Source organism: Pseudomonas fluorescens, assembly GCF_040448305.1.
GTDB lineage: Bacteria > Pseudomonadota > Gammaproteobacteria > Pseudomonadales > Pseudomonadaceae > Aquipseudomonas > Aquipseudomonas fluorescens_BH.
The window spans coordinates 1,281,681-1,305,172 of the sequence record NZ_CP148752.1 but is presented as its reverse complement, the minus strand read 5'-3'; the positions used below and the strand labels follow the sequence as shown (position 1 = coordinate 1,305,172).

The following is a 23,492-nucleotide window of genomic DNA, read 5'->3' as shown; positions in this document are numbered from 1 at the left end:
TCCCGAAGAAGACAATGCCGATTTGCATAACCCATGCATATCCAGATTTTAAATGGCAAAGGAGTCACCCGGCCGTGATGCCTGCGTCGGGTAGACCGCCCATGGTAACCTTGCGCCCATCGCGGAAAAGCCCGGCCGTTGCCCCGCTTTTGCCCCATCTCTTTCAACGAGCTTCCTGACAATCCGATGAATAAAGCCGTCTCCGACCTGTCCTCCCACACCCCGATGATGCAGCAGTACTGGCGCCTGAAAAACCAGCACCCGGACCAGCTGATGTTCTACCGCATGGGCGACTTCTACGAGATCTTCTATGAAGACGCGAAGAAGGCCGCCAAGTTGCTGGACATCACCCTGACGGCCCGAGGGCAATCGGCTGGCCAGGCGATTCCGATGTGCGGGATTCCATACCACGCCGCCGAGGGTTACCTGGCAAAGCTGGTGAAGCTTGGCGAATCGGTGGTGATCTGCGAGCAGGTCGGCGACCCGGCCACCAGCAAAGGGCCGGTGGAGCGGCAGGTGGTGCGCATCATCACGCCGGGGACGGTGAGTGACGAGGCGCTGCTCGACGAGCGTCGGGACAACCTGATCGCCGCCGTCCTGGGCGATGAGCGCCTGTTCGGCCTGGCGGTGCTGGACATCACCAGCGGCAACTTCAGCGTGCTGGAAATCAAGGGTTGGGAAAACCTGCTGGCGGAGTTGGAGCGGGTCAACCCGGTAGAACTGCTGATTCCGGATGACTGGCCCAAGGACTTGCCGGCGGAAAAACGCCGTGGTGTGCGTCGTCGTGCGCCGTGGGATTTCGAGCGCGATTCGGCGCTCAAAAGCCTGTGCCAGCAATTCTCGACCCAGGATCTCAAAGGCTTTGGCTGCGAAAACCTGACCCTGGCCATCGGCGCCGCCGGTTGCCTGCTGGCCTACGCTAAAGAAACCCAGCGCACCGCCCTGCCTCATTTGCGCAGCCTGCGTCATGAGCGCCTGGACGACACCGTGGTGCTCGATGGCGCCAGCCGTCGTAACCTGGAGCTCGACACCAACCTGGCCGGCGGCCGCGACAACACCCTGCAATCGGTGGTGGACCGCTGCCAAACTGCCATGGGCAGCCGCCTGCTGACTCGCTGGCTGAATCGCCCGTTGCGCGATTTGACGGTGCTGTTGGCGCGTCAGACCTCGATTACCTGCCTGCTCGACGGTTACCGCTTCGAAAGGCTGCAACCGCAGCTCAAGGAAATCGGTGACATCGAACGGATTCTTGCGCGGATCGGCCTGCGCAATGCCCGCCCCCGCGACCTCGCCCGTTTGCGTGACGCCCTCGGCGCACTGCCCGAACTGCAAGTGGCAATGACGGAGCTCGAAGCCCCGCACCTCCAGCAACTCGCCACCATCACCAGCACCTACCCGGAACTGGCGGCCCTTCTGGAAAAAGCCATCATCGACAATCCGCCCGCAGTCATTCGTGACGGCGGCGTGCTGAAAACCGGCTACGACAGCGAACTCGACGATCTGCAGTCGCTCAGCGAAAACGCCGGGCAATTCCTGATCGACCTCGAGGCACGGGAAAAGGCCCGCACCGGCCTGTCGCACCTGAAGGTCGGTTACAACCGCATCCACGGTTATTTCATCGAGCTGCCAAGCAAGCAGGCGGAATCGGCACCGGCCGACTACATTCGCCGCCAGACGCTCAAAGGCGCCGAGCGTTTCATTACGCCGGAACTCAAGGCGTTCGAAGACAAGGCACTGTCAGCCAAGAGCCGCGCTCTGGCCCGCGAGAAGATGCTGTACGAAGCGCTGCTCGAAGACCTGATCAGCCAGCTGCCACCGCTGCAGGACACCGCCGGTGCTCTGGCCGAGCTGGACGTCTTGAGCAACCTGGCCGAACGCGCGCTGAACCTCGACCTGAACTGCCCGCGCTTCGTCAGTGAACCGTGCATGCGCATCACCCAGGGTCGCCACCCGGTGGTCGAACAAGTGCTGACCACACCGTTCGTGGCCAACGACCTGAGCCTGGACGATAACACCCGCATGCTGGTGATCACCGGTCCGAACATGGGCGGTAAATCCACCTACATGCGTCAGACCGCCTTGATCGTGCTCCTGGCACACATCGGCAGCTTCGTACCGGCAGCCAGTTGCGAATTGTCGCTGGTCGACCGCATCTTCACCCGGATCGGCTCCAGTGATGACCTGGCCGGCGGGCGCTCGACCTTCATGGTGGAAATGAGCGAAACCGCGAACATCCTGCACAACGCCACCGAGCGCAGCCTGGTGCTGATGGACGAAGTCGGACGCGGCACCAGCACCTTCGACGGTCTGTCCCTGGCATGGGCGGCGGCCGAGCGCCTGGCGCATCTGCGTGCCTACACGCTGTTCGCCACCCACTACTTTGAACTGACCGTCCTGCCGGAAGCCCAGCCGCTGGTGGCCAACGTGCATCTCAATGCCACCGAGCACAACGAGCGCATCGTGTTCCTGCACCACGTGCTGCCCGGGCCGGCCAGCCAGAGTTATGGCCTGGCCGTTGCGCAGCTGGCAGGCGTACCGAGCGAGGTCATCACCCGTGCTCGCGAGCATTTGAGCCGCCTGGAAGACACCGCCCTGCCCCATGAAACACCGGCACCGGCCAAAGGCAAACCGGCCGCACCGCTGCAAAGCGACCTGTTTGCCAGCCTGCCGCACCCGGTGCTGGATGACCTGGCCAAGCTCGATCTGGACGACATGACGCCACGTCGTGCTCTCGAAATGCTCTATACACTAAAGACACGGATCTAACGCAGCGGCTTGCAAGCTGTTAGAATCTCGCGCGGTTTGGGATGCTGCTGGCTAATAGCCTGGCCAGCAGACTATCGCTCCCGAACCTGGCGACCCCTACGAGAAGGGGCGCAGCAAGCCGCGCCTGAGGAGAAAATTAGAAATGACCTTCGTCGTCACCGACAACTGCATCAAGTGCAAGTACACCGACTGCGTAGAAGTCTGTCCGGTGGACTGCTTTTACGAAGGCCCGAATTTCCTGGTGATTCACCCGGATGAGTGCATCGATTGCGCGCTGTGCGAACCTGAATGCCCTGCCGTGGCTATCTTCTCCGAGGATGAGGTTCCGGCCGGCATGGAAAACTTCATCGAGCTGAACGCTGAGTTGGCCGATATCTGGCCAAACATCACCGAGAAGAAAGATTCGATGCCCGACGCTGAAGAGTGGGATGGCAAGAAAGGCAAGATCGCAGACCTCGAACGCTGATTACCCCCGCGTTCGCGAAAAAGGCCCCACAAGGGCCTTTTTGCTTTTCTGCAGGCAAAAAAAAGGGGCGGTTTGACCCGCCCACATTTTTTCCCTATTCCCTGTGTTCCTTTTCATCGTCCTGATGAATCGCGTCCTGCGATATCCATTTCCCTCATCCATGAAGGACGTGTCTGTCCGTCGACACAACCTGAATACTAGACCTTTCCCCGACTGGATCAATCGCCCTTTGGCGCGAAACCCAACTGTCACACGTCATTAATAATAAAAAATATCTATATAAATCAAAAATATAGAGACAATCGGCGCTCAGCATGGACGACTGCCAGAGTGTAAAAATAACGAACACTTACGCAAGAGTAAGCCAAGGCTTACAGCAGGAAACCAAAATCCCGAGGGGATTCGGCCTCCTGGCCAGGCAATAAAAAACCCCGAGCCAGTCGGGGTTTTTCATGCCATCGCAGTGAGCGCCTTATTGGAACAGCGACTCGCTCGACAGACCATTTTTTTCCAGGATCTCGCGCAGTCGCTTCAAGCCTTCCACCTGAATCTGTCTGACTCGTTCCCGGGTCAGGCCGATTTCCAGGCCTACGTCTTCAAGGGTGCTGCTTTCATGACCGCGCAGGCCGAAGCGGCGTACAACCACTTCGCGTTGCTTGTCGGTCAGTTCCGAGAGCCATTGATCGATGCTCTGGGACAGGTCGTCGTCCTGCAACAGTTCACATGGATCGGTTGGACGGTCGTCAGTCAGGGTATCCAGTAGGGTTTTATCCGAATCCGGACCCAGCGAGACGTCGACCGAAGAAACCCGTTCGTTAAGGCCGAGCATACGCTTGACCTCTCCCACCGGTTTTTCCAGCAGGTTGGCGATTTCTTCGGGAGAGGGTTCATGGTCGAGTTTTTGCGTCAGCTCCCGCGCAGCCCGCAGGTACACATTCAGCTCTTTGACCACATGGATCGGTAGCCGGATGGTCCGGGTCTGATTCATGATTGCGCGTTCGATGGTCTGGCGAATCCACCAGGTCGCATAGGTCGAGAAGCGGAAACCGCGTTCCGGATCGAACTTCTCCACCGCCCGGATCAAGCCGAGGTTGCCCTCTTCGATCAGGTCCAGCAGCGACAGCCCACGATTGACGTAACGCCGGGCGATTTTCACCACCAGCCGCAGGTTACTTTCAATCATGCGTTTACGCCCGGCAGGATCGCCACTTTGCGACAGGCGCGCAAAATGAACTTCTTCTTCGGGTGACAGCAGGGGGGAGAAACCAATTTCATTGAGATACAGCTGCGTGGCATCAAGTGCCCGCGTGTAGTCAATGTACTTGTGTTGTTTCAACGATGCGGAGTGTTTGGATTTGGCACGAACGGAAGGTGGAGCCGCCCCTTCATCATTCGACATCGAATCCGTATCGATGCTGCTCTCCATCAGGAGAACCTCATCGTCGATGTCAAACTCCGGCACTTCTTTACTGAGAGCCATTGTTATAGTCCTTTGGTGAGTTCGACCTCAAGCTCAAGCGGCGCCTTCATCCCTGGCAACGCTGGAGCCTGTCCCCTCTACGCGACGGAACAGGCTGGTAAGCGATCAACGACGTGGCAGGAATTGCAGCGGATCTACAGGTTTACCCTGGCGGCGAATTTCAAAATGCAGTTTCACCCGGTCTGTACCCGTTGACCCCATTTCGGCAATTGTCTGTCCGACTTTGACCTGCTGCCCCTCCCGAACCAACAGCCTGCGGTTATGTCCGTAGGCACTGACGTAAGTTTCGCTGTGTTTGATGATCACTAATTCGCCGTAGCCCCTTAAGCCACTCCCGGCGTACACCACCGTCCCATCAGACGCAGCTAAAACAGGCTGTCCCAAATCTCCGGCGATATCAATTCCTTTATTCAAACTACCGTTTGAAGAGAATTTCCCGATCAGAATGCCATTAGATGGCCATCCCCAGCCCGTCGGGGCTGGCCCGGGAGGGGGCAACGGAGCGGGTGCTGGCTTATTGGCGACGGACGGTAAAACCGTCGTTGTGCTGGTGGTCGCACCGTTTACCGGACGACGGATGACCGTGGTTTTACTCGACGACGAAGGTGTTGAACTGGACGAGCTGACCACCGCCGTCGACGTTGAATCGGTACGACCATCAAAGCGAATCGTCTGACCTGGACGGATGGTGTAAGGCGCAGCAATGTTGTTACGCGCAGCCAGGGCCTTGTAGTCCCAGCCGTAACGGAAGGCGATGGAGAACAGGGTGTCCTTGGGCCGAACGACGTATTGTCCGGTGGTTACGGCTGGACGCTGGGCCGCGGCATTGTTGCGGTCCAGGACACGAACATCGCTGGATTTGTTGCTGGAACAACCGACCAGCAAGGTGCTCAAGACAAGGCCAGTCACCAGGCGCTGAAAGCTCGTTTTACTCATACGCTGCGCAATGACTGTGAGACTCACCCGCCGCTCCCTCTGTGGTGGCTGAAAATGTGAAATACCGGAGTCCGGCAATGAACTGTCGCAAGTATAACGAGCCGTGCACGCTTTACCTTTAATGTGGCGAATCGGTGTCGCGCACACGTTTGCTGCCTGACGATGAATCCCGTTCAACCGAACGATGCCGCTGTAAGACAAAGGCAATCGAAGAGAATTCAGCGTGTCGAAACAAATGCTCAGGCCAGTGGCCCATTGAGCAATGGCACGAAGCGCACCGCCCCCAGAACATGCCTGGAAAAACCTTGTTCCTCGCGGATGATCAGCATCAATTGCTGGACTTCGCCGGCCCCGACAGGGATCACCATCCGGCCTCCCGGTGCCAACTGATCAAGCAGAGCCTGGGGCACATCGGTGGCCACTGCGGTGACGATAATCCCGTTGTACGGCGCCAGTGCCGGCCAGCCTTCCCAGCCGTCGCCCCAGCGGAACACCACGTTGCGCAGGTTCAGCTCGACCAGACGTTCCTTTGCCCGATCCTGCAGAACCTTGATGCGCTCGACCGAGAACACACGCTCGACCAGTTGCGACAGTACCGCCGTCTGATAACCCGACCCGGTGCCGATCTCCAGCACCTTGTCGAGGGGACCGGCTTCCAGCAGCAGCTCGCTCATGCGCGCCACCATATAAGGCTGGGAGATGGTCTGGTTGTTACCAATCGGCAGTGCCGTGTCTTCATAGGCACGGTGCGCCAGCGCTTCGTCGACGAACAGGTGGCGCGGGGTCCGGCGAATGACCTCCAGCACCCTGGCGTTGGAGATACCTTCTTCGTACAGGCGCTGGATCAGCCGCTCCCGGGTTCGCTGGGAGGTCATGCCGATGCCGCGACGCAGCATATCGTCTTGTTCGCGACCCATCAGCGCAGCCCCTCCAGCCAGCCGTCCAGACTTCTGAAGGCATCATTGAAGGTGCGATCCAGTTGCAGCGGCGTGATCGAAACATAACCCTGCATCACTGCATGGAAATCGGTACCCGGGCCACCGTCTTCGGCATCCCCGGCCGCAGCGATCCAGTAACCGGACTTGCCCCGCGGATCCACCACTTTCATCGGTGCCGCGGCCCGGGCGCGATGGCCCAGGCGGGTCAGCTGGATACCGCGGATGCGGTCCAGCGGCAAATTGGGAATGTTCACGTTCAGTACCGTACGCGGTGGCAGATCCAGGTCAGCATGGGCTTCAACCAGTTTGCGCGCGAAATAGGCAGCTGTGGGAAGGTTATCTACCTGGCGTGAGACCAGCGAAAAGGCAAACGAGGGGTGTTTCAGGAAACGCCCCTCGAGGGCCGCCGCCACCGTGCCGGAATACAGGACATCGTCCCCCAGGTTCGCGCCCAGGTTGATCCCTGAAACCACCATGTCCGCTTCGCGCTCCAGCAGGCCGTTGAGGCCCAGGTGCACACAATCGGTGGGCGTGCCGTTGAGGCTGATAAAGCCGTTGGCCAGGGTTTGCGGGTGCAACGGACGGTCGAGCGTCAGCGAACTGCTGGCGCCGCTTTTGTCCTGGTCCGGGGCGATAACCACGCATTCGGTGTAATCCGCCAGCGCAGCATAAAGCGCGGCGAGACCGGGTGCGGTTACCCCATCGTCGTTAGAAATCAGAATACGCATGGGCTGTCCGTCTGCCCCACCGGCACCAGATCAACAAGCTCACGCACCAATACGGTGGCGAAGCATCCGGCCGGCAGGATGAATTCCAGTTGCAGAATGTCAGGCTCGGGATAATGCCACGTCAGCCCGCCAATGGGCAGCCGCAGGATGCGACGTTCGTGGCTCATACCGGCGTTGATCAACCAGTCACGCAAATCCGCTTCGCGTGCGGCGATGGCCTGCTCCAGTTCATGGACAACGCCCGTGGCCGGCGAGTCACCTTCGCCCCACTGCGGACCGGTCGGGTGCAGATCGAGAATCGCCAGGCGCGGGTCACTGCACTCGGCTTCGCCTGCCGGGAAAAAGCTGCGGCTGTCGGTGAACGCCAGCAGATCGCCCACCTGGGCACGCTGCCAGGTGCCATCGGCGACACGCGCGGCCAGCACCTGATTGAACAGAAAACTGCGCGCCGTGGAGAGCAGACGCGAGCGCACGTTGCGCTGCTCCGGCAAGGCCTTGCGCGCGGCCCAGGCGCGAGCATCGACGACGTTGCCGCCATCATGGCCGAAACGCTGGGCGCCGAAATAATTGGGGATGCCTTGTTTGGCAATCAGTTGCAGACGCTCTTCAAGCGCGGCCTTGTCGCCGACGAATTGCGTCAGGCGCAACGTAAAACCGTTGGCCGAGTGGGCACCGCGTTGCAATTTGCGTTTGTGGCGGGCGGTCTTGAGGATCTTCAGCGTATCGTTTTGCGCGGCCGACAGATCAGGGTCGGCCTTGCCCGGCAATTGCACGCTGAACCACTGGCGAGTCAACGCCTGACGGTCCTTGAGCCCGGCATAACTGACGGTGCGCAAAGGCACGCCGGCAGCCTTGGCAATCCGCCGCGCCGCTTCTTCTGTGTTCAAACCACGTTTTTCCACCCAGATCCACAGGTGTTCGCCTTCGCCACTGAGGGGAATGTCGAGGACTTCGTCGACCTGGAAATCTTCCGCAATGGCTTTCAGTACCGCTGTACCGAGGGGCTCACCATAGGCCCGCGGGCCGAGCAGTTGCAGTTCGTTCATGCGCGCAGCAACAAGGCAACGGAGTGCACGGCAATGCCTTCTTCGCGACCGACAAAGCCGAGCTTTTCGGTGGTGGTAGCTTTCACGTTCACTTGATCCAACTCTACTTGAAGATCCGCGGCAATCAGCGCGCGCATCGATTCGATATGCGGGGCCATTTTCGGCGCTTGGGCGACGATGGTGTTATCGACGTTGCCGACTTTCCAGCCTTTGGCATGGACCAGTGTGACGACGTGACGCAACAGCGCACGGCTGTCGGCGCCCTTGAACTGCGGGTCGGTATCCGGGAAATGCTTGCCGATGTCGCCCAGCGCCGCGGCGCCGAGCAAGGCATCGCTCAAGGCGTGCAAGAGGACGTCACCGTCAGAGTGAGCGAGCAGCCCGAAGCTGTGTGCAATGCGCACGCCGCCCAGAGTGATGAAATCGCCTTCAGCGAAACGGTGCACATCATAGCCGTGGCCAATACGCATAAAAAAACGCCCCGATTTTTGTCAGGGCGTGATTCTACCTGCATTAGGCACCTAGAGCATGCGCGTGATGCCGTAAGTGCTCATCGATGAAACTGGCGATGAAGAAATAGCTGTGGTCATAGCCCGGTTGCAGGCGCAACGTCAGCGGGTGACCCGCCAGTTTGGCCGCCTGCTGCAGGGCTTCCGGCTTGAGCTGGTTGGCGAGGAAATCGTCGCGATCACCCTGGTCGACCAACAGCGGCAACTTTTCATCGGCCTCGGCAATCAACGCGCAGGCATCCCATTCGCGCCATTTCGAACGGTCCTCTCCCAGATAGCGGGAAAACGCTTTCTGCCCCCACGGGCAATCCATCGGATTGTTGATCGGCGAGAACGCCGACACCGACAGATAGCGCCCCGGATTGCGCAATGCGCAGACCAGCGCACCATGGCCGCCCATGGAATGGCCACTGATACCGCGCTTGTCCGACGCCGGGAAATGGGCTTCGACCAATGTCGGCAATTCCTGCACGACATAGTCATGCATCCGATAGTGGCGCGACCAAGGCTCCTGGGTGGCATTCAGGTAAAACCCGGCGCCGAGGCCGAAGTCCCAGGCGCCATCCGGATCGCCCGGCACATCAGGACCGCGAGGGCTGGTGTCCGGTGCGACGATGATCAACCCCAACTCGGCGGCCATGCGCATGGCACCAGCCTTTTGCATGAAGTTCTCGTCGGTGCAGGTCAGGCCGGACAACCAGTACAACACCGGCAGCTTGCCACCCTGCTCCGCCTGCGGCGGCAGGTAGACGGCGAACACCATGTCGCAGCCGAGCACTTCCGAGCGATGGCGATAGCGTTTGTGCCAGCCGCCGAAGCTTTTCTGGCAGGAGATATTTTCCAGGCTCATGGCGGACCTCAGAAATGGATGACGGAGCGGATGCTTTTTCCTTCATGCATCAGGTCAAACGCCTTGTTGATATCTTCCAGGCCCATGGTGTGGGTGATGAAGGTATCCAGCGGAATCTCACCGGTCTCGGCCATCTCCACATAGCTCGGCAACTCGGTACGGCCACGCACGCCGCCGAACGCCGAACCCCGCCAGACGCGGCCGGTGACCAACTGGAACGGACGGGTCGAGATTTCCTGACCGGCACCGGCAACGCCGATGATGACCGACTCGCCCCAGCCCTTGTGGCAGCACTCCAGCGCCGCGCGCATCAGTTGCACGTTGCCGATGCACTCGAAGGAAAAATCCACGCCGCCATCGGTCATGTCGACGATAACTTCCTGGATCGGACGATCGAAGTCTTTCGGGTTCACGCAGTCGGTTGCGCCCAACTGTTTGGCGATTTCGAATTTCGCCGGGTTGATGTCGATGGCGATGATGCGGGCAGCCTTGGCTTTGACAGCGCCAATGACAGCCGACAGACCGATGCCGCCGAGGCCGAAAATGGCCACGGTGTCACCCGGCTTCACCTTGGCGGTGTTGAGTACCGCGCCGATGCCGGTGGTGACACCGCAACCCAGCAGGCAGACCTTTTCCAGTGGCGCTTCCTTGGCGATTTTCGCCACGGAAATCTCCGGAAGCACGGTGTACTCGGAGAAGGTGGAAGTACCCATGTAGTGGAAAATCGTTTCGCCCTTGTAGGAAAAACGCGAAGTACCGTCGGGCATCAAGCCTTTGCCCTGGGTCGCGCGAATCGCCTGGCAGAGGTTGGTTTTACCCGACAGGCAGAATTTGCACTGACGGCATTCCGGGGTGTACAGCGGGATCACATGATCGCCCACCGCAACGGAGGTCACGCCCTCGCCAATGGCCTCGACAATCGCGCCACCTTCATGACCGAGAATCGACGGGAAGATGCCTTCCGGATCTGCGCCGGACAACGTGTAGGCATCGGTATGGCAAACACCGGAGGCCACCACGCGCAGCAATACTTCACCGGCCTTGGGCATGGCGACATCGACTTCAACGATTTCGAGGGGCTTCTTGGCCTCGAAGGCAACGGCGGCGCGCGACTTGATCATGGTGATTCTCCGGTGAATTTAAACGAGACAGGGAGTGTAATACATGGCTCAACGATGAATAATCGATGCAAATGCAAAATATTATTGCTGCACAGGGATAATCATTGATGTCCGAAAATCGCTGGGAAGGGATCGACGAGTTTGTCGCGGTTGCCGAATGCAGCCAGTTCACCGCTGCTGCGCAACGCCTGGGGGTTTCTTCTTCCCATATCAGTCGACAAATTGTACGCCTGGAAGAGCGTTTGCAGACTCGTTTGCTCTACCGCAGTACCCGTCGGGTCACGCTGACCGAGGCCGGGCAAACCTTCCTGCAACATTGCCAGCGTTTGCAGGATGGTCGCGAAGAAGCGCTGCGCGCGGTCGGCGACCTGACCAGCGAACCCAAGGGCATGCTGCGTATGACCTGCGCCGTGGCTTACGGCGAACGGTTCATCGTGCCGCTGGTGACCCGCTTCATGGGGCTGTATCCGCAACTGCGCATCGACATCGAACTGAGCAATCGCCAGCTTGACCTCGTGCACGAAGGCCTGGATCTGGCGATTCGCCTCGGGCGCTTGCAGGATTCACGGCTAGTCGCCACCCGCCTCGCGCCGCGGCGTATGTTTCTCTGTGCATCGCCTTCCTACCTTGAACGCTACGGTCGCCCGCACAGCCTGTCGGAGCTGAGCCGCCACAACTGCCTAATCGGCAGTTCGGACCTCTGGCAACTGGAACAGAACGGGAGGGAGTTTTCGCAGAGGGTGCAGGGAAACTGGCGCTGCAACAGTGGGCAAGCGGTGCTGGATGCTGCGCTACAAGGTGTAGGGCTGTGTCAGTTGCCGGACTATTACGTGCTGGAGCATTTGAATAGCGGTGCGTTGATTTCGTTGCTGGAGGCGCATCAACCGCCGAATACCGCCGTTTGGGCGTTGTATCCGCAGCAAAGGCATTTGTCGCCGAAGGTGCGCAAGCTGGTGGATTTTTTAAAAGAGGGATTAGCTGAAAGGCCGGAATACCGAAGCTAGCTGGCGTGTCAACAAGTTGCCGGTTGTCTGTACTACCCCAATCGCGAGCAGGCTCGCTCCCACAGGGTTTGCCGGCGCTCACAAGATTTGTGTTCGCCACCGCCCAATGTGGGAGCGAGCCTGCTCGCGATTGGGGGCAGCACAAAACCAATGTCAATCAGTGACGATTGGCCCAACGCTGTCTCAACCATTCAAGGTCTTCAGGACGCGTAACCTTGAGGTTGTCGGACCGCCCTTCGATCAGGCGCGGTGCCGAACCGGCCCACTCCATCGCCGAGGCTTCGTCGGTAATAACGGCATCGGCCACCAGACTGTCAGCCAAAGCCCGATGCAGCGCCCCAAGGCGAAACATCTGCGGCGTGTAGGCCTGCCAGATCACGCTGCGATCCACGGTTTCGACCACGCGACCGTGTTTGTCGACCCGCTTGAGCGTATCCCGCGCCGGAACCGCCAGCAATCCGCCGACAGGATCGTCAGCCAGCTCAGCCAGCAGCTTGTCCAGATCGTCACGACTGAGGTTCGGCCGTGCGGCATCGTGAACCAGTACCCAATCCTCATCGTCGGCGCCCTGCGCATGCAAGTGCAGCAACGCATTGAGCACCGACCCGGAACGTTCGGCGCCGCCCTCGACCCGGGCAATACGCGGATCACTGGCACACGCCAGGTTCGGCCAATAAGGATCATCTACAGCAAGACTGACCACCAACCCTTTCAGGCATGGATGATCAAGGAAACAGCCAAGGCTGTGTTCGAGAATAGTGCGCCCGCCCAGTTGCAGGTACTGCTTGGGACGGTCCGCGGCCATACGGGCACCGACGCCCGCGGCAGGAATCACGGCCCAGAAGGCCGGTAACGAATTAATCATTGGGCCAACTGGTAAAGGGTTTCACCGTCCTTGACCATGCCCAACTCATGGCGAGCCCGTTCTTCAACGGTCTCCATGCCCTTTTTCAATTCACTGACTTCGGCGTCCATCACCCGATTGCGTTCCAGCAATGCCTGGTTCTCAGCCTGCTGATCCGCAATCTGCTGAGTCAACTCGGCCACTTGCGCCAGGCTGCCATTACCCACCCACAGGCGGTACTGCAGGCCAGCCAGCAGCAGGAGCAAGACGAGGAACAACCAATTGGGACTGCGCATCGAATATCAGGTATCCAGTGAAAAAAGACAGCCATGCCAAAACGTGAAGCTTCTGATAGCACGAAGCCTGGAAGAACCAGGCTTGTGCATATAAGGCATCAGATTAGTGGCAAAAACGTCGCTATAGCGATTTTTTCGACACAATCCGGTGTCTTTTTACCAGTTACCGCTTAACCGCGGAACTCGCTGCGACCGTTGTACTTGGCTTTGCCGTTCAACTGCTCTTCGATACGCAGCAGTTGGTTGTACTTGGAAACGCGGTCGGAACGGCACAGGGAGCCGGTCTTGATCTGGCCAGCCGAGGTGCCCACGGCCAGGTCGGCAATGGTCGAGTCTTCGGTTTCGCCGGAGCGGTGCGAGATCACGGCAGTGTAACCAGCAGCCTTGGCCATCTGGATGGCTTCCAGGGTTTCGGTCAGGGTACCGATCTGGTTGAACTTGATCAGGATCGAGTTGGCGATCTTCTTGTCGATGCCTTCTTTCAGGATCTTGGTGTTGGTCACGAACAGGTCGTCGCCTACCAGTTGGGTCTTCTCGCCGATCTTGTCGGTGAGGATCTTCCAGCCAGCCCAGTCGGACTCGTCCAGGCCATCTTCGATGGAGATGATCGGGTAACGCTCGGTCAGACCTTTCAGGTAATCAGCGAAACCTTCAGCGGTGAACACCTGGCCTTCGCCGGACAGGTTGTACTTGCCGTCTTCGTAGAATTCGCTGGCCGCGCAGTCCAGGGCCAGGGTCACGTCGGTGCCCAGCTTGTAACCGGCGTTGGCCACGGCTTCGGAGATCACTTTCAAAGCGTCTTCGTTGGACGCCAGGTTCGGTGCGAAACCACCTTCGTCACCCACGGCAGTGCTCAGGCCACGGGCCTTCAGTACAGCCTTGAGGTGGTGGAAAATCTCGGTGCCCATGCGCAGACCTTCCGAGAAAGACTTGGCGCCAACCGGCTGGACCATGAATTCCTGGATGTCGACGTTGTTATCGGCGTGCTCGCCGCCGTTGATGATGTTCATCATCGGAACCGGCATCGAGTAGACACCCGGGGTGCCGTTCAGGTTGGCGATATGAGCGTACAGCGGCAGGTCCTGGTCCTGTGCTGCTGCCTTGGCCGCGGCCAGGGAAACGGCGAGGATCGCGTTGGCGCCCAGGGAACCTTTGTTTTCAGTACCGTCGAGCTTGATCATTGCCAGATCGAGCGCTTTCTGGTCGCTTGGGTCCATGCCTTTCAACAGGTCGCGGATCGGACCGTTGATGTTGGCTACGGCCTTCAGGACGCCCTTGCCCAGGTAACGGCTCTTGTCGCCATCACGCAGCTCGAGCGCTTCACGCGAGCCAGTGGAAGCACCGGACGGCGCGCAGGCACTGCCGATGATGCCGTTGTCGAGAAGCACGTCCGCTTCCACGGTGGGATTGCCACGGGAGTCGAGAACTTCACGACCTTTGATGTCGACGATTTTAGCCATTGTTGTAAACACTCCAAAGTTGACGAAAACGACGCAGCTGTAGGAAATCTTTGATCGTCGGCAAGTGGGTGCAGCGGGCAGTCTTGCAGACGACAAGGCTCAGGCCCGAGGGCCCGAGCGTTAAATCGTGCGGTACTTTACCGGAGAATTGAGGATTACGCGGTTTCTACCGTCGGAAAACTCTTCACCAGTTCGTCCAAAGCCTTGAGCTGGGCCAGGAATGGCTCCAGTTTGTCCAGGCGCAAGGCGCAAGGACCGTCGCATTTGGCGTTGTCCGGATCCGGGTGAGCTTCGAGGAACAAGCCAGCCAGGGACTGGCTCATGCCGGCTTTTGCCAGATCGAGGACCTGGGCGCGACGACCGCCGGCGGAATCGGAGCGACCACCAGGCATTTGCAGCGCGTGGGTCACGTCGAAGAACACCGGGTATTCGAACTGCTTCATGATGCCGAAGCCGAGCATGTCGACGACCAGGTTGTTGTAGCCGAAGCTCGAACCACGTTCGCAGAGGATCAACTGATCGTTACCCGCTTCCACGCACTTGTTCAGGATGTGCTTCATTTCCTGAGGGGCGAGGAACTGGGCTTTCTTGATGTTGATCACAGCGCCCGTTTTGGCCATCGCGACCACGAGGTCGGTCTGGCGCGACAGGAAGGCTGGCAACTGGATGATGTCGCAGACTTCAGCGACGACCGCGGCCTGATCAGGCTCGTGGACGTCGGTGATGATCGGCACGCCGAAGGCTTGCTTGATGTCCTGGAAGATGCGCATGCCTTCTTCCAGGCCAGGACCACGATAGGAGGTCACAGAAGAGCGGTTGGCCTTGTCGAAACTGGCCTTGAACACGTAAGGGATACCGAGCTTTTCGGTGACCTTCACATACTCTTCGCAAACCTGCATGGCCATGTCACGACTTTCCAGCACGTTCATGCCGCCGAACAGCACCATGGGTTTGTCGTTGGCAATCTCGATGTCGCCGACGCGGATGATCTTCTGTGCCATCGGGGTTACGCCTTCTTCTGGTGTTGAACCAACGCTGCCTTGACGAAACCGCTGAACAGCGGGTGACCGTCGCGTGGCGTCGAGGTGAACTCAGGGTGGAACTGGCAAGCGACGAACCATGGGTGATCCGGAGCTTCAACCACTTCAACCAGTGCGCCATCACCGGAACGACCGGAGATTTTCAAACCGGCTTCCATGATTTGCGGCAGCAGGTTGTTGTTCACTTCGTAGCGATGACGATGACGCTCGACAATCACGTCCTTGCCGTAGCAACCGTGTACCAGGGAACCCGGCTCCAGCAGGCAATCCTGCGCACCCAGGCGCATGGTGCCGCCCAGATCGGAGGTTTCGGTACGGGTTTCGACAGCGCCGGTGGCATCTTCCCACTCGGTGATCAGGCCCACGACCGGGTGACCGCTTGCACGATCGAACTCGGTGGAGTTGGCGTCTTTCCAGCCCATCACGTTACGTGCGAACTCGATAACGGCCACTTGCATGCCCAGGCAGATACCCAGGTATGGAACCTTGTTTTCGCGAGCGTATTGAACGGCAGTGATCTTGCCTTCAACGCCACGCAGACCGAAGCCGCCAGGTACCAGGATGGCATCGACGCCTTCCAGCAGCGCGGTGCCCTGGTTCTCGATGTCTTCGGAATCGATGTAGCGCAGGTTGACCTTGGTACGGTTGCTGATGCCGGCGTGACTCATCGCTTCGATCAGCGACTTGTAGGCGTCCAGCAGTTCCATGTACTTGCCGACCATGGCGATGGTGACTTCGTGCTCAGGATTGAGCTTGGCGTCGACCACGGCTTCCCACTCGGACAGATCGGCACCGCCGCATTGCAGGCCGAAACGCTCGACGACGAAATCGTCCAGGCCCTGGGAGTGCAAGATGCCCGGGATCTTGTAGATGGTGTCGGCGTCTTCCAGCGCGATCACCGCACGTTCTTCAACGTTGGTGAACTGCGCGATCTTGCGACGCGACGACACATCGATCGGGTGGTCGGAGCGGCAGACCAGCACGTCTGGTTGCAGGCCGATGGAACGCAGTTCCTTCACCGAGTGCTGGGTTGGCTTGGTCTTGGTTTCGCCGGCAGTGGCGATGTACGGCACCAGTGTCAGGTGCATCAGCATCGCGCGTTTGGCGCCGACTTCGAAACGCAGCTGGCGGATGGCCTCGAGGAACGGTTGCGACTCGATGTCACCCACGGTGCCACCGATCTCGACCATTGCCACGTCAGCGTCACCGGCACCCTTGATGATGCGGCGCTTGATTTCGTCGGTGATGTGCGGGATCACCTGGATGGTTGCACCCAGGTAGTCACCACGGCGCTCCTTGCGCAGGACGTGTTCGTAGACACGGCCAGTGGTGAAGTTGTTGTTCTGGGTCATGGTCGTGCGGATGAACCGCTCGTAGTGGCCCAGGTCCAGGTCGGTCTCGGCGCCGTCGTGAGTGACGAACACTTCACCGTGCTGGAACGGGCTCATGGTGCCCGGGTCGACGTTGATGTACGGGTCCAGCTTCAGCATGGTGACCTTAAGTCCCCGCGCCTCCAGGATGGCCGCCAATGATGCCGATGCAATGCCTTTCCCCAATGAAGAAACAACACCGCCCGTGACGAATATGTAGCGCGTCATGAAAAACCCTAGAAGTCTGCGTTAAAGCGGTCCGAGCCGCCGGGGAAAGCGAAGGAAGGCCGAAGCCCCCGATCACCTGCATTAATCACAGTGCACCTTTCGAAAAAACCGCCGCGTTGGGACAGACCGGAAAATGAAACACCGGTTCGTTGCTCGCTACACATTTTTTGGAATCGCCCAGCAAAGACTGCTTGGTAATCGGCAACTCCTGCAATTCAGGCGAATCCACAGAAGTTGTATCAAGAAGGGAGCGTAGTCTACCGGAAAGCCCCTTTCAGCTCAAACCTTGATCTTCGTTCAGTGGCTGCCAATGCAAATGCCAGTCGCCGAGCGCACCACCATCGAGCCCTTTGAGGTTCGCTACCGCCAGCAATTGCCCGTCTTTGTAGAGCAGCGGCAATCTGCCGCGTACGAAGGACGGTACAGCGCTTTCATTGAGCAAACGTTTCAGGTCCCGATGGCCGCGGCCTGGCAATGCCATGACCTCTCCCCCTTCACGATAGCGGATATGCAGCGGGCCATCGAGGATTTGGCCGGTGACACTCAGTACACCGTTATCCGGCAATATCAGCGGCGATGCTGGACTTTGCCACGCTCCAGCAGAAGGCACAGTGCGCAGCCAGCAACCGGACAGCCACCAGATGCGTCCGCCTGCACGGTGCAGTTCGCCATCGGCCAGCCGCCACACCGGGCAGGCATCGCCGGTAGCGTCGCGCAAATCCTCCCAACCCGACCAATGGTCAGTGTCCGGCAGGCGGGTGAGCGGTTCGAGCCAATGACTCAAGGCATTGCGCTGCCGGGCATCAGACAATTGCGCAAGCGGCGCCAGTTCAAGGGATCGCAAGCCCAGCCAGGCAAACTCACTGGCAGAGCTGGCCTCACGCAAATCCATGTCCGCCAGTTCTTCGAGCAGCCCCTGCGCTTCAGTCAAATGCGCCGCGCTGCGGGCCATGGTTGCCACCGCTTGCGGCCAGCGCTGGATCAGCACGGGCATGACTTGATGCCGCAGGTAATTGCGCGAGTACTGCCGATCCTGGTTCGAGGGATCTTCGATCCAGCCCAAGCCATGTGCACTGGCATAAGCCTCCAGTTCAGCCCGCGTGACATCAAGCAATGGCCGCAGCAGATGCCCCTTGCCCAACGGGCGCTGACGCGGCATCCCGGACAATCCGCGCACGCCCGCTCCGCGCAACAAGCGAAACAACAGGGTTTCCGCCTGATCGTCGCGGTGCTGGGCAGTCAGCAGCACTTCGTTGGCCTGAACGGTTTCAGTGAAGGCGTGATACCGCGCATCCCGAGCTGCACGTTCAAGGCTCGCGCCCGGTTGCACCTGCACGCGAACCACTTGCAGCGGAACGCCCAGCGCAGCGCACACGGCACGACAATGTTCCGGCCACGCATCGGCCACGGCTTGAAGGCCATGATGGACATGGATGGCGTTGAGCGCCGGCAGGGATTCGGTTTTTGCGAGGTGTGCAAGAAGGTGCAGCAGGACGGTAGAGTCCAGGCCGCCGGAGAAGGCGATGTGCCAGGTCGCAGCATTGCGCCACGAGACCAGGTTCTGCAGGAGTCTGGCTGACAGATCAACATTGGACCGACTCATATCCGCCACCTTGCGCAAATCAAATGTGGGAGCGAGCTTGCTCGCGATTGCGATCTAACATTCAACATATCTGTTGGCAGTTACACCGCTATCGCGAGCAAGCTCGCTCCCACAGGGGTATTGCGTGGTCGATTACAGACCGTAGCTCATCAGTCGATCGTAGCGGCGCTTGAGCAGCGCATCGTTATCGAACTTCTTCAGCATCGCCAGTTGCGAGCGCAGCTCGGCGCGGATCGATGCGGCTGCGGTGGCCGGGTCGCGGTGCGCGCCGCCCAGTGGCTCGCCAATCACCTTGTCCACGATGCCCAGACCTTTGAGGCGCTCGGCGGTGATGCCCATCGCTTCTGCGGCATCCGGTGCCTTCTCGGCGGTTTTCCACAGAATCGAAGCACAACCTTCCGGCGAGATCACCGCGTAGGTCGAGTATTGCAGCATGTTCAACTGATCGCAGACACCGATCGCCAATGCACCACCGGAACCACCCTCACCGATCACGGTGGCGATGATTGGGGTTTTCAGGCGGGCCATGACACGCAGGTTCCAGGCAATCGCTTCGCTCTGGTTACGCTCTTCAGCGTCGATGCCAGGGTAAGCGCCCGGGGTGTCGATGAAGGTCAGGATCGGCATTTTGAAACGTTCGGCCATTTCCATCAGGCGGCAAGCCTTGCGGTAGCCTTCCGGACGCGGCATGCCGAAGTTGCGGCGAACCTTCTCGCGCACTTCACGGCCTTTCTGGTGACCGATGATCATCACCGGCTTGTCGTCCAGACGGGCAATACCGCCAACGATGGCAGCGTCGTCGGAGAAGTGACGGTCACCGTGCAGTTCGTCGAACTCGGTGAAGATGTGTTCGATGTAGTCCAGGGTATACGGACGTTTCGGGTGACGCGCCAGACGTGCGATCTGCCAGCTGGTCAGCTTGCCGAAAATGTCTTCGGTCAGCGTTTTGCTCTTGTCCTGCAGGCGGGAGATCTCATCGCCGATATTCAGCGAATTGTCATTACCGACCAAGCGCAACTCTTCGATCTTGGCTTGCAGGTCGGCGATCGGCTGTTCGAAATCTAGAAAATTCGGGTTCATAGGCGTCCGTCTTGGGTCGAGTCCCAAGGGTTCTTGGGCCGGCCGGTTGTCTATTCGCGCCCTACCTTAAGGGACAGGCGCGTTGAGGTCGAGATTAAAAATTCAGGTCAAGGTCAGGGCAATCTGATAGCACTGACCGTCAACGGTATTGGAGGAAGACGTTGTCTCGCCCGAACTGGTCACGCAGGGCTTGAATCAACGCATCCGCCGGATCGATTCGCCAGCCTTCGCCGAACTGCAACAAGGCCTTCGCATCGGGGCTGGTGTAGTCCATGGTGATCGGGCACGCGCCGCGGTGACGCTTCAACAGTTCACCCAGCCAGCGTAGCTGATCGCCCTTGAGGTCCTTGGCATGCAACTTCAGGCGCAGGCTCTCGGCCAGGTTGGTGCGCGCATCCTCCATGCTCATCACCCGCTTGACCCGCAACTTCAGGCCACCGGAGAAGTCGTCGTTGCTGACCTCGCCTTCGACCACCACCATCGCGTCGGTCTGCAACAACGACTGCGCGGAATGGAACGCCTCGGAAAACAGTGAGGCCTCGATCCGTCCGGAGCGGTCGTCGAGGGTGATAAACCCCATCTTGTCGCCCTTTTTGTTCTTCATCACCCGCAAGGCGATGATCATCCCGGCAACGGTCTGGGTATCGCGCGCCGGCTTCAGGTCGATGATGCGCTGACGGGCGAAGCGACGGATTTCACCTTCGTATTCGTCGATCGGGTGACCGGTCAGGTACAGGCCGAGGGTATCTTTTTCCCCTTTCAGGCGCTCCTTGAGGGTCAGCTCCTTGGCCTTGCGGTGATTGGCGTAGACGTCGGCGTCCTCTTCGACAAACAGACCGCCAAACAGGTCGGAGTGACCGCTGTCCTGGGTGCGCGCGGTCTGTTCGGCCGCCTTGATCGCTTCTTCCATGGCCGTCAGCAGCACCGCGCGATTGCGGTCGATGTTGGCCTGGTAGGCTTTCTGCTCATCGTGGAAATACGGCCCGAGGCGATCCAGGGCACCGCTGCGGATCAAACCGTCGAGGGTGCGCTTGTTGATACGCTTGAGGTCGACCCGGGCGCAGAAATCGAACAGGTCCTTGAACGGACCGGTCAGACGCGCTTCGGTGATCGCCTCGACCGGGCCTTCGCCCACGCCCTTGATGGCACCGAGGCCGTAAATGATCCGGCCTTCGTCGTTCACCGTGAACTTGAATTCGGAGGTGTTTACGTCCGGCGCGTCGAGACGCAGCTTCATGGTCCGCACTTCTTCGATCAAGGTCACGACCTTGTCGGTGTTGTGCATATCCGCCGAGAGTACCGCGGCCATGAACGGCGCCGGGTAGTGCGCCTTCAGCCACGCGGTCTGGTACGACACCAGGCCATAGGCGGCGGAGTGGGATTTGTTGAAGCCGTAACCGGCGAATTTTTCTACCAGGTCGAAGATGTTACCGGCGAGGTCCGCATCGATGTTGTTGGTGGCGCAACCTTCAATGAAGCCACCACGCTGCTTGGCCATTTCCTCGGGTTTTTTCTTACCCATGGCTCGACGCAGCATGTCCGCACCACCGAGGGTGTAACCGGCCATGACCTGGGCAATCTGCATCACCTGTTCCTGATACAGGATGATGCCGTAAGTCGGTGCCAGTACCGGCTTGAGGCCTTCGTACTGGTAGTCCGAGTGCGGATACGCCAGCTCGGCGCGGCCGTGCTTACGGTTGATGAAGTCGTCCACCATGCCCGATTGCAGCGGGCCCGGACGGAACAGTGCCACCAGTGCGATCAAGTCTTCCAGGCAGTCGGGCTTGAGCTTTTTGATCAGCTCCTTCATGCCCCGGGATTCGAGCTGGAACACGGCCGTGGTTTCGGCTTTTTGCAGCAAGGTGTAGGTCGGCTTGTCATCCAGCGGGATGAACGCGATATCCAGCGGTGGTTCGTTGACCTTGGCGCGGTCACGGTTGATGGTTTTCAGCGCCCAGTCGATGATCGTCAGGGTCCGCAGACCCAGGAAGTCAAACTTCACAAGGCCAGCCGCCTCGACGTCATCCTTGTCGAACTGGGTTACCAGGCCATCACCGGCTTCGTCGCAATAGATCGGCGAGAAGTCGGTCAGCTTGGTCGGCGCGATCACCACACCACCGGCGTGCTTGCCGACGTTACGCACAACGCCTTCGAGCTTGCGGGCCATCTCCCAGATTTCCGCGGCCTCTTCATCGACCTTGATGAAGTCGCGCAGGATCTCTTCCTGCTCGTAGGCCTTTTCCAGGGTCATGCCGACTTCGAACGGAATCATCTTCGACAGACGATCCGCCAGGCCATAGGACTTGCCTTGCACCCGCGCCACGTCGCGGACCACGGCCTTTGCCGCCATGGAACCGAAGGTGATGATCTGGCTTACCGCGTTGCGGCCGTACTTCTCGGCTACGTAGTCGATTACCCGGTCACGACCGTCCATGCAGAAGTCGACGTCGAAGTCGGGCATGGATACCCGTTCCGGGTTGAGGAATCGTTCGAACAGCAGGTCATATTCCAGCGGATCGAGGTCGGTGATCTTCTGTACGTAGGCCACCAGCGATCCGGCACCCGATCCACGGCCAGGGCCCACGGGTACACCGTTGCTCTTGGCCCACTGGATAAAGTCCATCACGATCAGGAAGTAACCGGGGAACCCCATCTGGATGATGATATCCAGCTCGAAATTCAACCGGTCGACATAGACCTGACGCTTGGCCTCGTAGTCTTCGGTGGTGTCTTTGGGCAGCAGTACACTAAGCCGCTCCTCCAGACCGTCGAAGGACACCTTGCGGAAGTACTCGTCGATGGTCATGCCATCGGGGATCGGGAAGTTGGGCAGGAAGTGCGTGCCCAGCTTCACTTCGATGTTGCAGCGCTTGGCAATCTCGACGGTGTTTTCCAGCGCCTCGGGAATGTCGCTGAACAGCTCGGCCATTTCCTCGGCGCTTTTGAGGTACTGCTGGTCGCTGTAATTCTTCGAACGCCGCGGATCGTCGAGGGCGCGGCCCTCGCCGATGCAAACGCGGGTTTCGTGGGCGGCGAAGTCTTCCTGCTTGATGAAGCGCACATCGTTGGTCGCCACCAGCGGCGCACCGAGCTTCTCGGCCAGGGCCACGGCGCCGTGCAGTTGTTCTTCATCGTTGGGGCGGTTGGTGCGCTGGATTTCCAGATAGAAACGATCCGGAAACACTTCCATCCATTCGCGGGCCAGGGTTTCGGCCTCGGCGGAGTTTCCGCTGAGCATGGCCTGGCCGATCTCGCCTTCCTTGGCCGCCGACAGCATGATCAAGCCCGAGTTGGCTTCAGCAACCCATTCGCGTTCGATGATGACCGCACCATTGCGCTGACCGTCGATGAAGCCGCGTGAAATCAGTTCGGTAAGGTTTCGATAGCCTTCGGCGTTCATCACCAGCAGGCTGATCCGGCTCAGCGGGTTGTCCGGATCCTTGTTCGACAGCCACAGGTCGGCACCGCAGATCGGCTTGATCCCGGCACCCATGGCGTTTTTATAGAATTTGACCAGGGAACACATGTTGTTCTGGTCGGTGACCGCTACGGCAGGCATGTTCATGCCGACCAGGGTCTTGACCAGCGGTTTGATCCGCACCAGACCGTCGACCAGGGAGTATTCAGTGTGCAGGCGTAGGTGAACGAATGAAGCCGGCATAGTGATCCTGCGTTAAGTCATGAAAACAACAAGGCCCGGATTGTACCGGGCCTTGGTAAAAAAAAT

The 23,492-nt window shown here is 59.4% G+C and carries 19 protein-coding genes; 3 read left to right on the top strand and 16 right to left on the bottom strand.

What is annotated here, in order from left to right; genetic code table 11:
- Positions 1-186: 186 nt before the first annotated feature.
- Positions 187-2,766: a DNA mismatch repair protein MutS gene (mutS, locus tag WHX55_RS05805; RefSeq protein ID WP_353742220.1), complete on the top strand. Its 2,580-nt coding sequence runs from the start codon at positions 187-189 to the stop codon at positions 2,764-2,766.
- Positions 2,767-2,908: 142 nt separating this feature from the next.
- On the top strand, positions 2,909-3,232 hold the full coding sequence (gene fdxA / locus WHX55_RS05800) for a ferredoxin FdxA (protein ID WP_150727667.1): 324 nt from the start codon (positions 2,909-2,911) through the stop codon (positions 3,230-3,232).
- A 472-nt stretch (positions 3,233-3,704) separates the two neighbouring features.
- Here the strand turns inward: fdxA and rpoS are convergent, their stop codons facing one another.
- The 8 genes from rpoS to WHX55_RS05760 form a co-directional block, all read right to left on the bottom strand.
- The gene (rpoS, locus tag WHX55_RS05795) at positions 3,705-4,712 is read right to left on the bottom strand and encodes an RNA polymerase sigma factor RpoS (protein WP_007990225.1); all 1,008 of its coding nucleotides are present in this window, start codon (positions 4,710-4,712) and stop codon (positions 3,705-3,707) included.
- A 105-nt stretch (positions 4,713-4,817) separates the two neighbouring features.
- Entirely contained in the window at positions 4,818-5,675 is an 858-nt protein-coding gene (locus tag WHX55_RS05790) for a peptidoglycan DD-metalloendopeptidase family protein (protein ID WP_150727668.1), read from the bottom strand.
- 212 nt (positions 5,676-5,887) lie between these two features.
- On the bottom strand, positions 5,888-6,523 hold the full coding sequence (locus WHX55_RS05785) for a protein-L-isoaspartate(D-aspartate) O-methyltransferase (RefSeq protein WP_172435346.1): 636 nt from the start codon (positions 6,521-6,523) through the stop codon (positions 5,888-5,890).
- Positions 6,524-6,564: 41 nt separating this feature from the next.
- Positions 6,565-7,314, bottom strand: coding sequence for a 5'/3'-nucleotidase SurE (gene surE, locus WHX55_RS05780; RefSeq protein WP_150727669.1), 750 nt, complete (start codon positions 7,312-7,314; stop codon positions 6,565-6,567).
- Positions 7,302-8,360, bottom strand: coding sequence for a tRNA pseudouridine(13) synthase TruD (truD, locus tag WHX55_RS05775; protein WP_150754190.1), 1,059 nt, complete (start codon positions 8,358-8,360; stop codon positions 7,302-7,304). The genes surE and truD overlap by 13 nt, the downstream gene beginning before the upstream one ends.
- Positions 8,357-8,830 carry a 2-C-methyl-D-erythritol 2,4-cyclodiphosphate synthase gene (gene ispF / locus WHX55_RS05770; protein WP_353742219.1) on the bottom strand — a complete coding sequence of 158 codons (474 nt, stop codon included), beginning with the start codon at positions 8,828-8,830 and terminating at the stop codon, positions 8,357-8,359. Before ispF ends, truD begins: the two co-directional genes overlap by 4 nt.
- 43 nt (positions 8,831-8,873) lie before the next feature.
- Entirely contained in the window at positions 8,874-9,719 is an 846-nt protein-coding gene (fghA, locus tag WHX55_RS05765) for an S-formylglutathione hydrolase (RefSeq protein WP_150727672.1), read from the bottom strand.
- A gap of 8 nt (positions 9,720-9,727) precedes the next feature.
- A complete protein-coding gene (locus tag WHX55_RS05760; protein ID WP_015093777.1) occupies positions 9,728-10,840 on the bottom strand; it encodes an S-(hydroxymethyl)glutathione dehydrogenase/class III alcohol dehydrogenase in 1,113 nt (370 codons plus the stop codon).
- 107 nt (positions 10,841-10,947) lie between these two features.
- On the opposite strand from WHX55_RS05760, the gene WHX55_RS05755 reads away from it, so the two are divergent.
- Positions 10,948-11,844, top strand: coding sequence for a LysR substrate-binding domain-containing protein (locus WHX55_RS05755; RefSeq protein WP_150727674.1), 897 nt, complete (start codon positions 10,948-10,950; stop codon positions 11,842-11,844).
- 157 nt (positions 11,845-12,001) lie between these two features.
- On the opposite strand, the gene ispD is transcribed toward WHX55_RS05755, so the two are convergent.
- From ispD to dnaE, 8 genes are all read right to left on the bottom strand, one after another.
- On the bottom strand, positions 12,002-12,709 hold the full coding sequence (gene ispD, locus WHX55_RS05750) for a 2-C-methyl-D-erythritol 4-phosphate cytidylyltransferase (RefSeq protein WP_150727675.1): 708 nt from the start codon (positions 12,707-12,709) through the stop codon (positions 12,002-12,004).
- A complete protein-coding gene (gene ftsB, locus WHX55_RS05745; protein WP_007996937.1) occupies positions 12,706-12,984 on the bottom strand; it encodes a cell division protein FtsB in 279 nt (92 codons plus the stop codon). Before ftsB ends, ispD begins: the two co-directional genes overlap by 4 nt.
- A 170-nt stretch (positions 12,985-13,154) precedes the next feature.
- The gene (gene eno / locus WHX55_RS05740) at positions 13,155-14,444 is read right to left on the bottom strand and encodes a phosphopyruvate hydratase (protein ID WP_056720952.1); all 1,290 of its coding nucleotides are present in this window, start codon (positions 14,442-14,444) and stop codon (positions 13,155-13,157) included.
- 155 nt (positions 14,445-14,599) lie between these two features.
- Positions 14,600-15,445 carry a 3-deoxy-8-phosphooctulonate synthase gene (gene kdsA / locus WHX55_RS05735; protein WP_056720954.1) on the bottom strand — a complete coding sequence of 282 codons (846 nt, stop codon included), beginning with the start codon at positions 15,443-15,445 and terminating at the stop codon, positions 14,600-14,602.
- Positions 15,446-15,450: 5 nt separating this feature from the next.
- A complete protein-coding gene (locus WHX55_RS05730; RefSeq protein ID WP_150727676.1) occupies positions 15,451-17,082 on the bottom strand; it encodes a CTP synthase in 1,632 nt (543 codons plus the stop codon).
- A gap of 274 nt (positions 17,083-17,356) precedes the next feature.
- Complete coding sequence (gene tilS / locus WHX55_RS05725) at positions 17,357-18,685, bottom strand: tRNA lysidine(34) synthetase TilS (RefSeq protein ID WP_353742218.1); 1,329 nt, start codon at positions 18,683-18,685, stop codon at positions 17,357-17,359.
- Between the two features lie 132 nt (positions 18,686-18,817).
- Complete coding sequence (locus WHX55_RS05720; protein WP_353742217.1) at positions 18,818-19,765, bottom strand: acetyl-CoA carboxylase carboxyltransferase subunit alpha; 948 nt, start codon at positions 19,763-19,765, stop codon at positions 18,818-18,820.
- Between the two features lie 139 nt (positions 19,766-19,904).
- Positions 19,905-23,426 carry a DNA polymerase III subunit alpha gene (gene dnaE / locus WHX55_RS05715; protein WP_353742216.1) on the bottom strand — a complete coding sequence of 1,174 codons (3,522 nt, stop codon included), beginning with the start codon at positions 23,424-23,426 and terminating at the stop codon, positions 19,905-19,907.
- Positions 23,427-23,492: the final 66 nt, after the last annotated feature.

Coding starts and splice junctions, on each gene's coding strand:
- WHX55_RS05720 (WP_353742217.1), bottom strand. CDS start 19,765: ATGAACCCGAATTTTCTAGATTTCGAACAGCCGATCGCCGACCTGCAA.
- ispF (WP_353742219.1), bottom strand. CDS start 8,830: ATGCGTATTGGCCACGGCTATGATGTGCACCGTTTCGCTGAAGGCGAT.
- kdsA (WP_056720954.1), bottom strand. CDS start 15,445: ATGGCACAGAAGATCATCCGCGTCGGCGACATCGAGATTGCCAACGAC.
- rpoS (WP_007990225.1), bottom strand. CDS start 4,712: ATGGCTCTCAGTAAAGAAGTGCCGGAGTTTGACATCGACGATGAGGTT.
- WHX55_RS05755 (WP_150727674.1), top strand. CDS start 10,948: ATGTCCGAAAATCGCTGGGAAGGGATCGACGAGTTTGTCGCGGTTGCC.
- tilS (WP_353742218.1), bottom strand. CDS start 18,685: ATGAGTCGGTCCAATGTTGATCTGTCAGCCAGACTCCTGCAGAACCTG.
- fdxA (WP_150727667.1), top strand. CDS start 2,909: ATGACCTTCGTCGTCACCGACAACTGCATCAAGTGCAAGTACACCGAC.
- eno (WP_056720952.1), bottom strand. CDS start 14,444: ATGGCTAAAATCGTCGACATCAAAGGTCGTGAAGTTCTCGACTCCCGT.
- ftsB (WP_007996937.1), bottom strand. CDS start 12,984: ATGCGCAGTCCCAATTGGTTGTTCCTCGTCTTGCTCCTGCTGCTGGCT.
- dnaE (WP_353742216.1), bottom strand. CDS start 23,426: ATGCCGGCTTCATTCGTTCACCTACGCCTGCACACTGAATACTCCCTG.
- fghA (WP_150727672.1), bottom strand. CDS start 9,719: ATGAGCCTGGAAAATATCTCCTGCCAGAAAAGCTTCGGCGGCTGGCAC.
- WHX55_RS05785 (WP_172435346.1), bottom strand. CDS start 6,523: ATGACCTCCCAGCGAACCCGGGAGCGGCTGATCCAGCGCCTGTACGAA.
- ispD (WP_150727675.1), bottom strand. CDS start 12,709: ATGATTAATTCGTTACCGGCCTTCTGGGCCGTGATTCCTGCCGCGGGC.
- truD (WP_150754190.1), bottom strand. CDS start 8,360: ATGAACGAACTGCAACTGCTCGGCCCGCGGGCCTATGGTGAGCCCCTC.
- WHX55_RS05760 (WP_015093777.1), bottom strand. CDS start 10,840: ATGATCAAGTCGCGCGCCGCCGTTGCCTTCGAGGCCAAGAAGCCCCTC.
- WHX55_RS05730 (WP_150727676.1), bottom strand. CDS start 17,082: ATGACGCGCTACATATTCGTCACGGGCGGTGTTGTTTCTTCATTGGGG.
- surE (WP_150727669.1), bottom strand. CDS start 7,314: ATGCGTATTCTGATTTCTAACGACGATGGGGTAACCGCACCCGGTCTC.
- mutS (WP_353742220.1), top strand. CDS start 187: ATGAATAAAGCCGTCTCCGACCTGTCCTCCCACACCCCGATGATGCAG.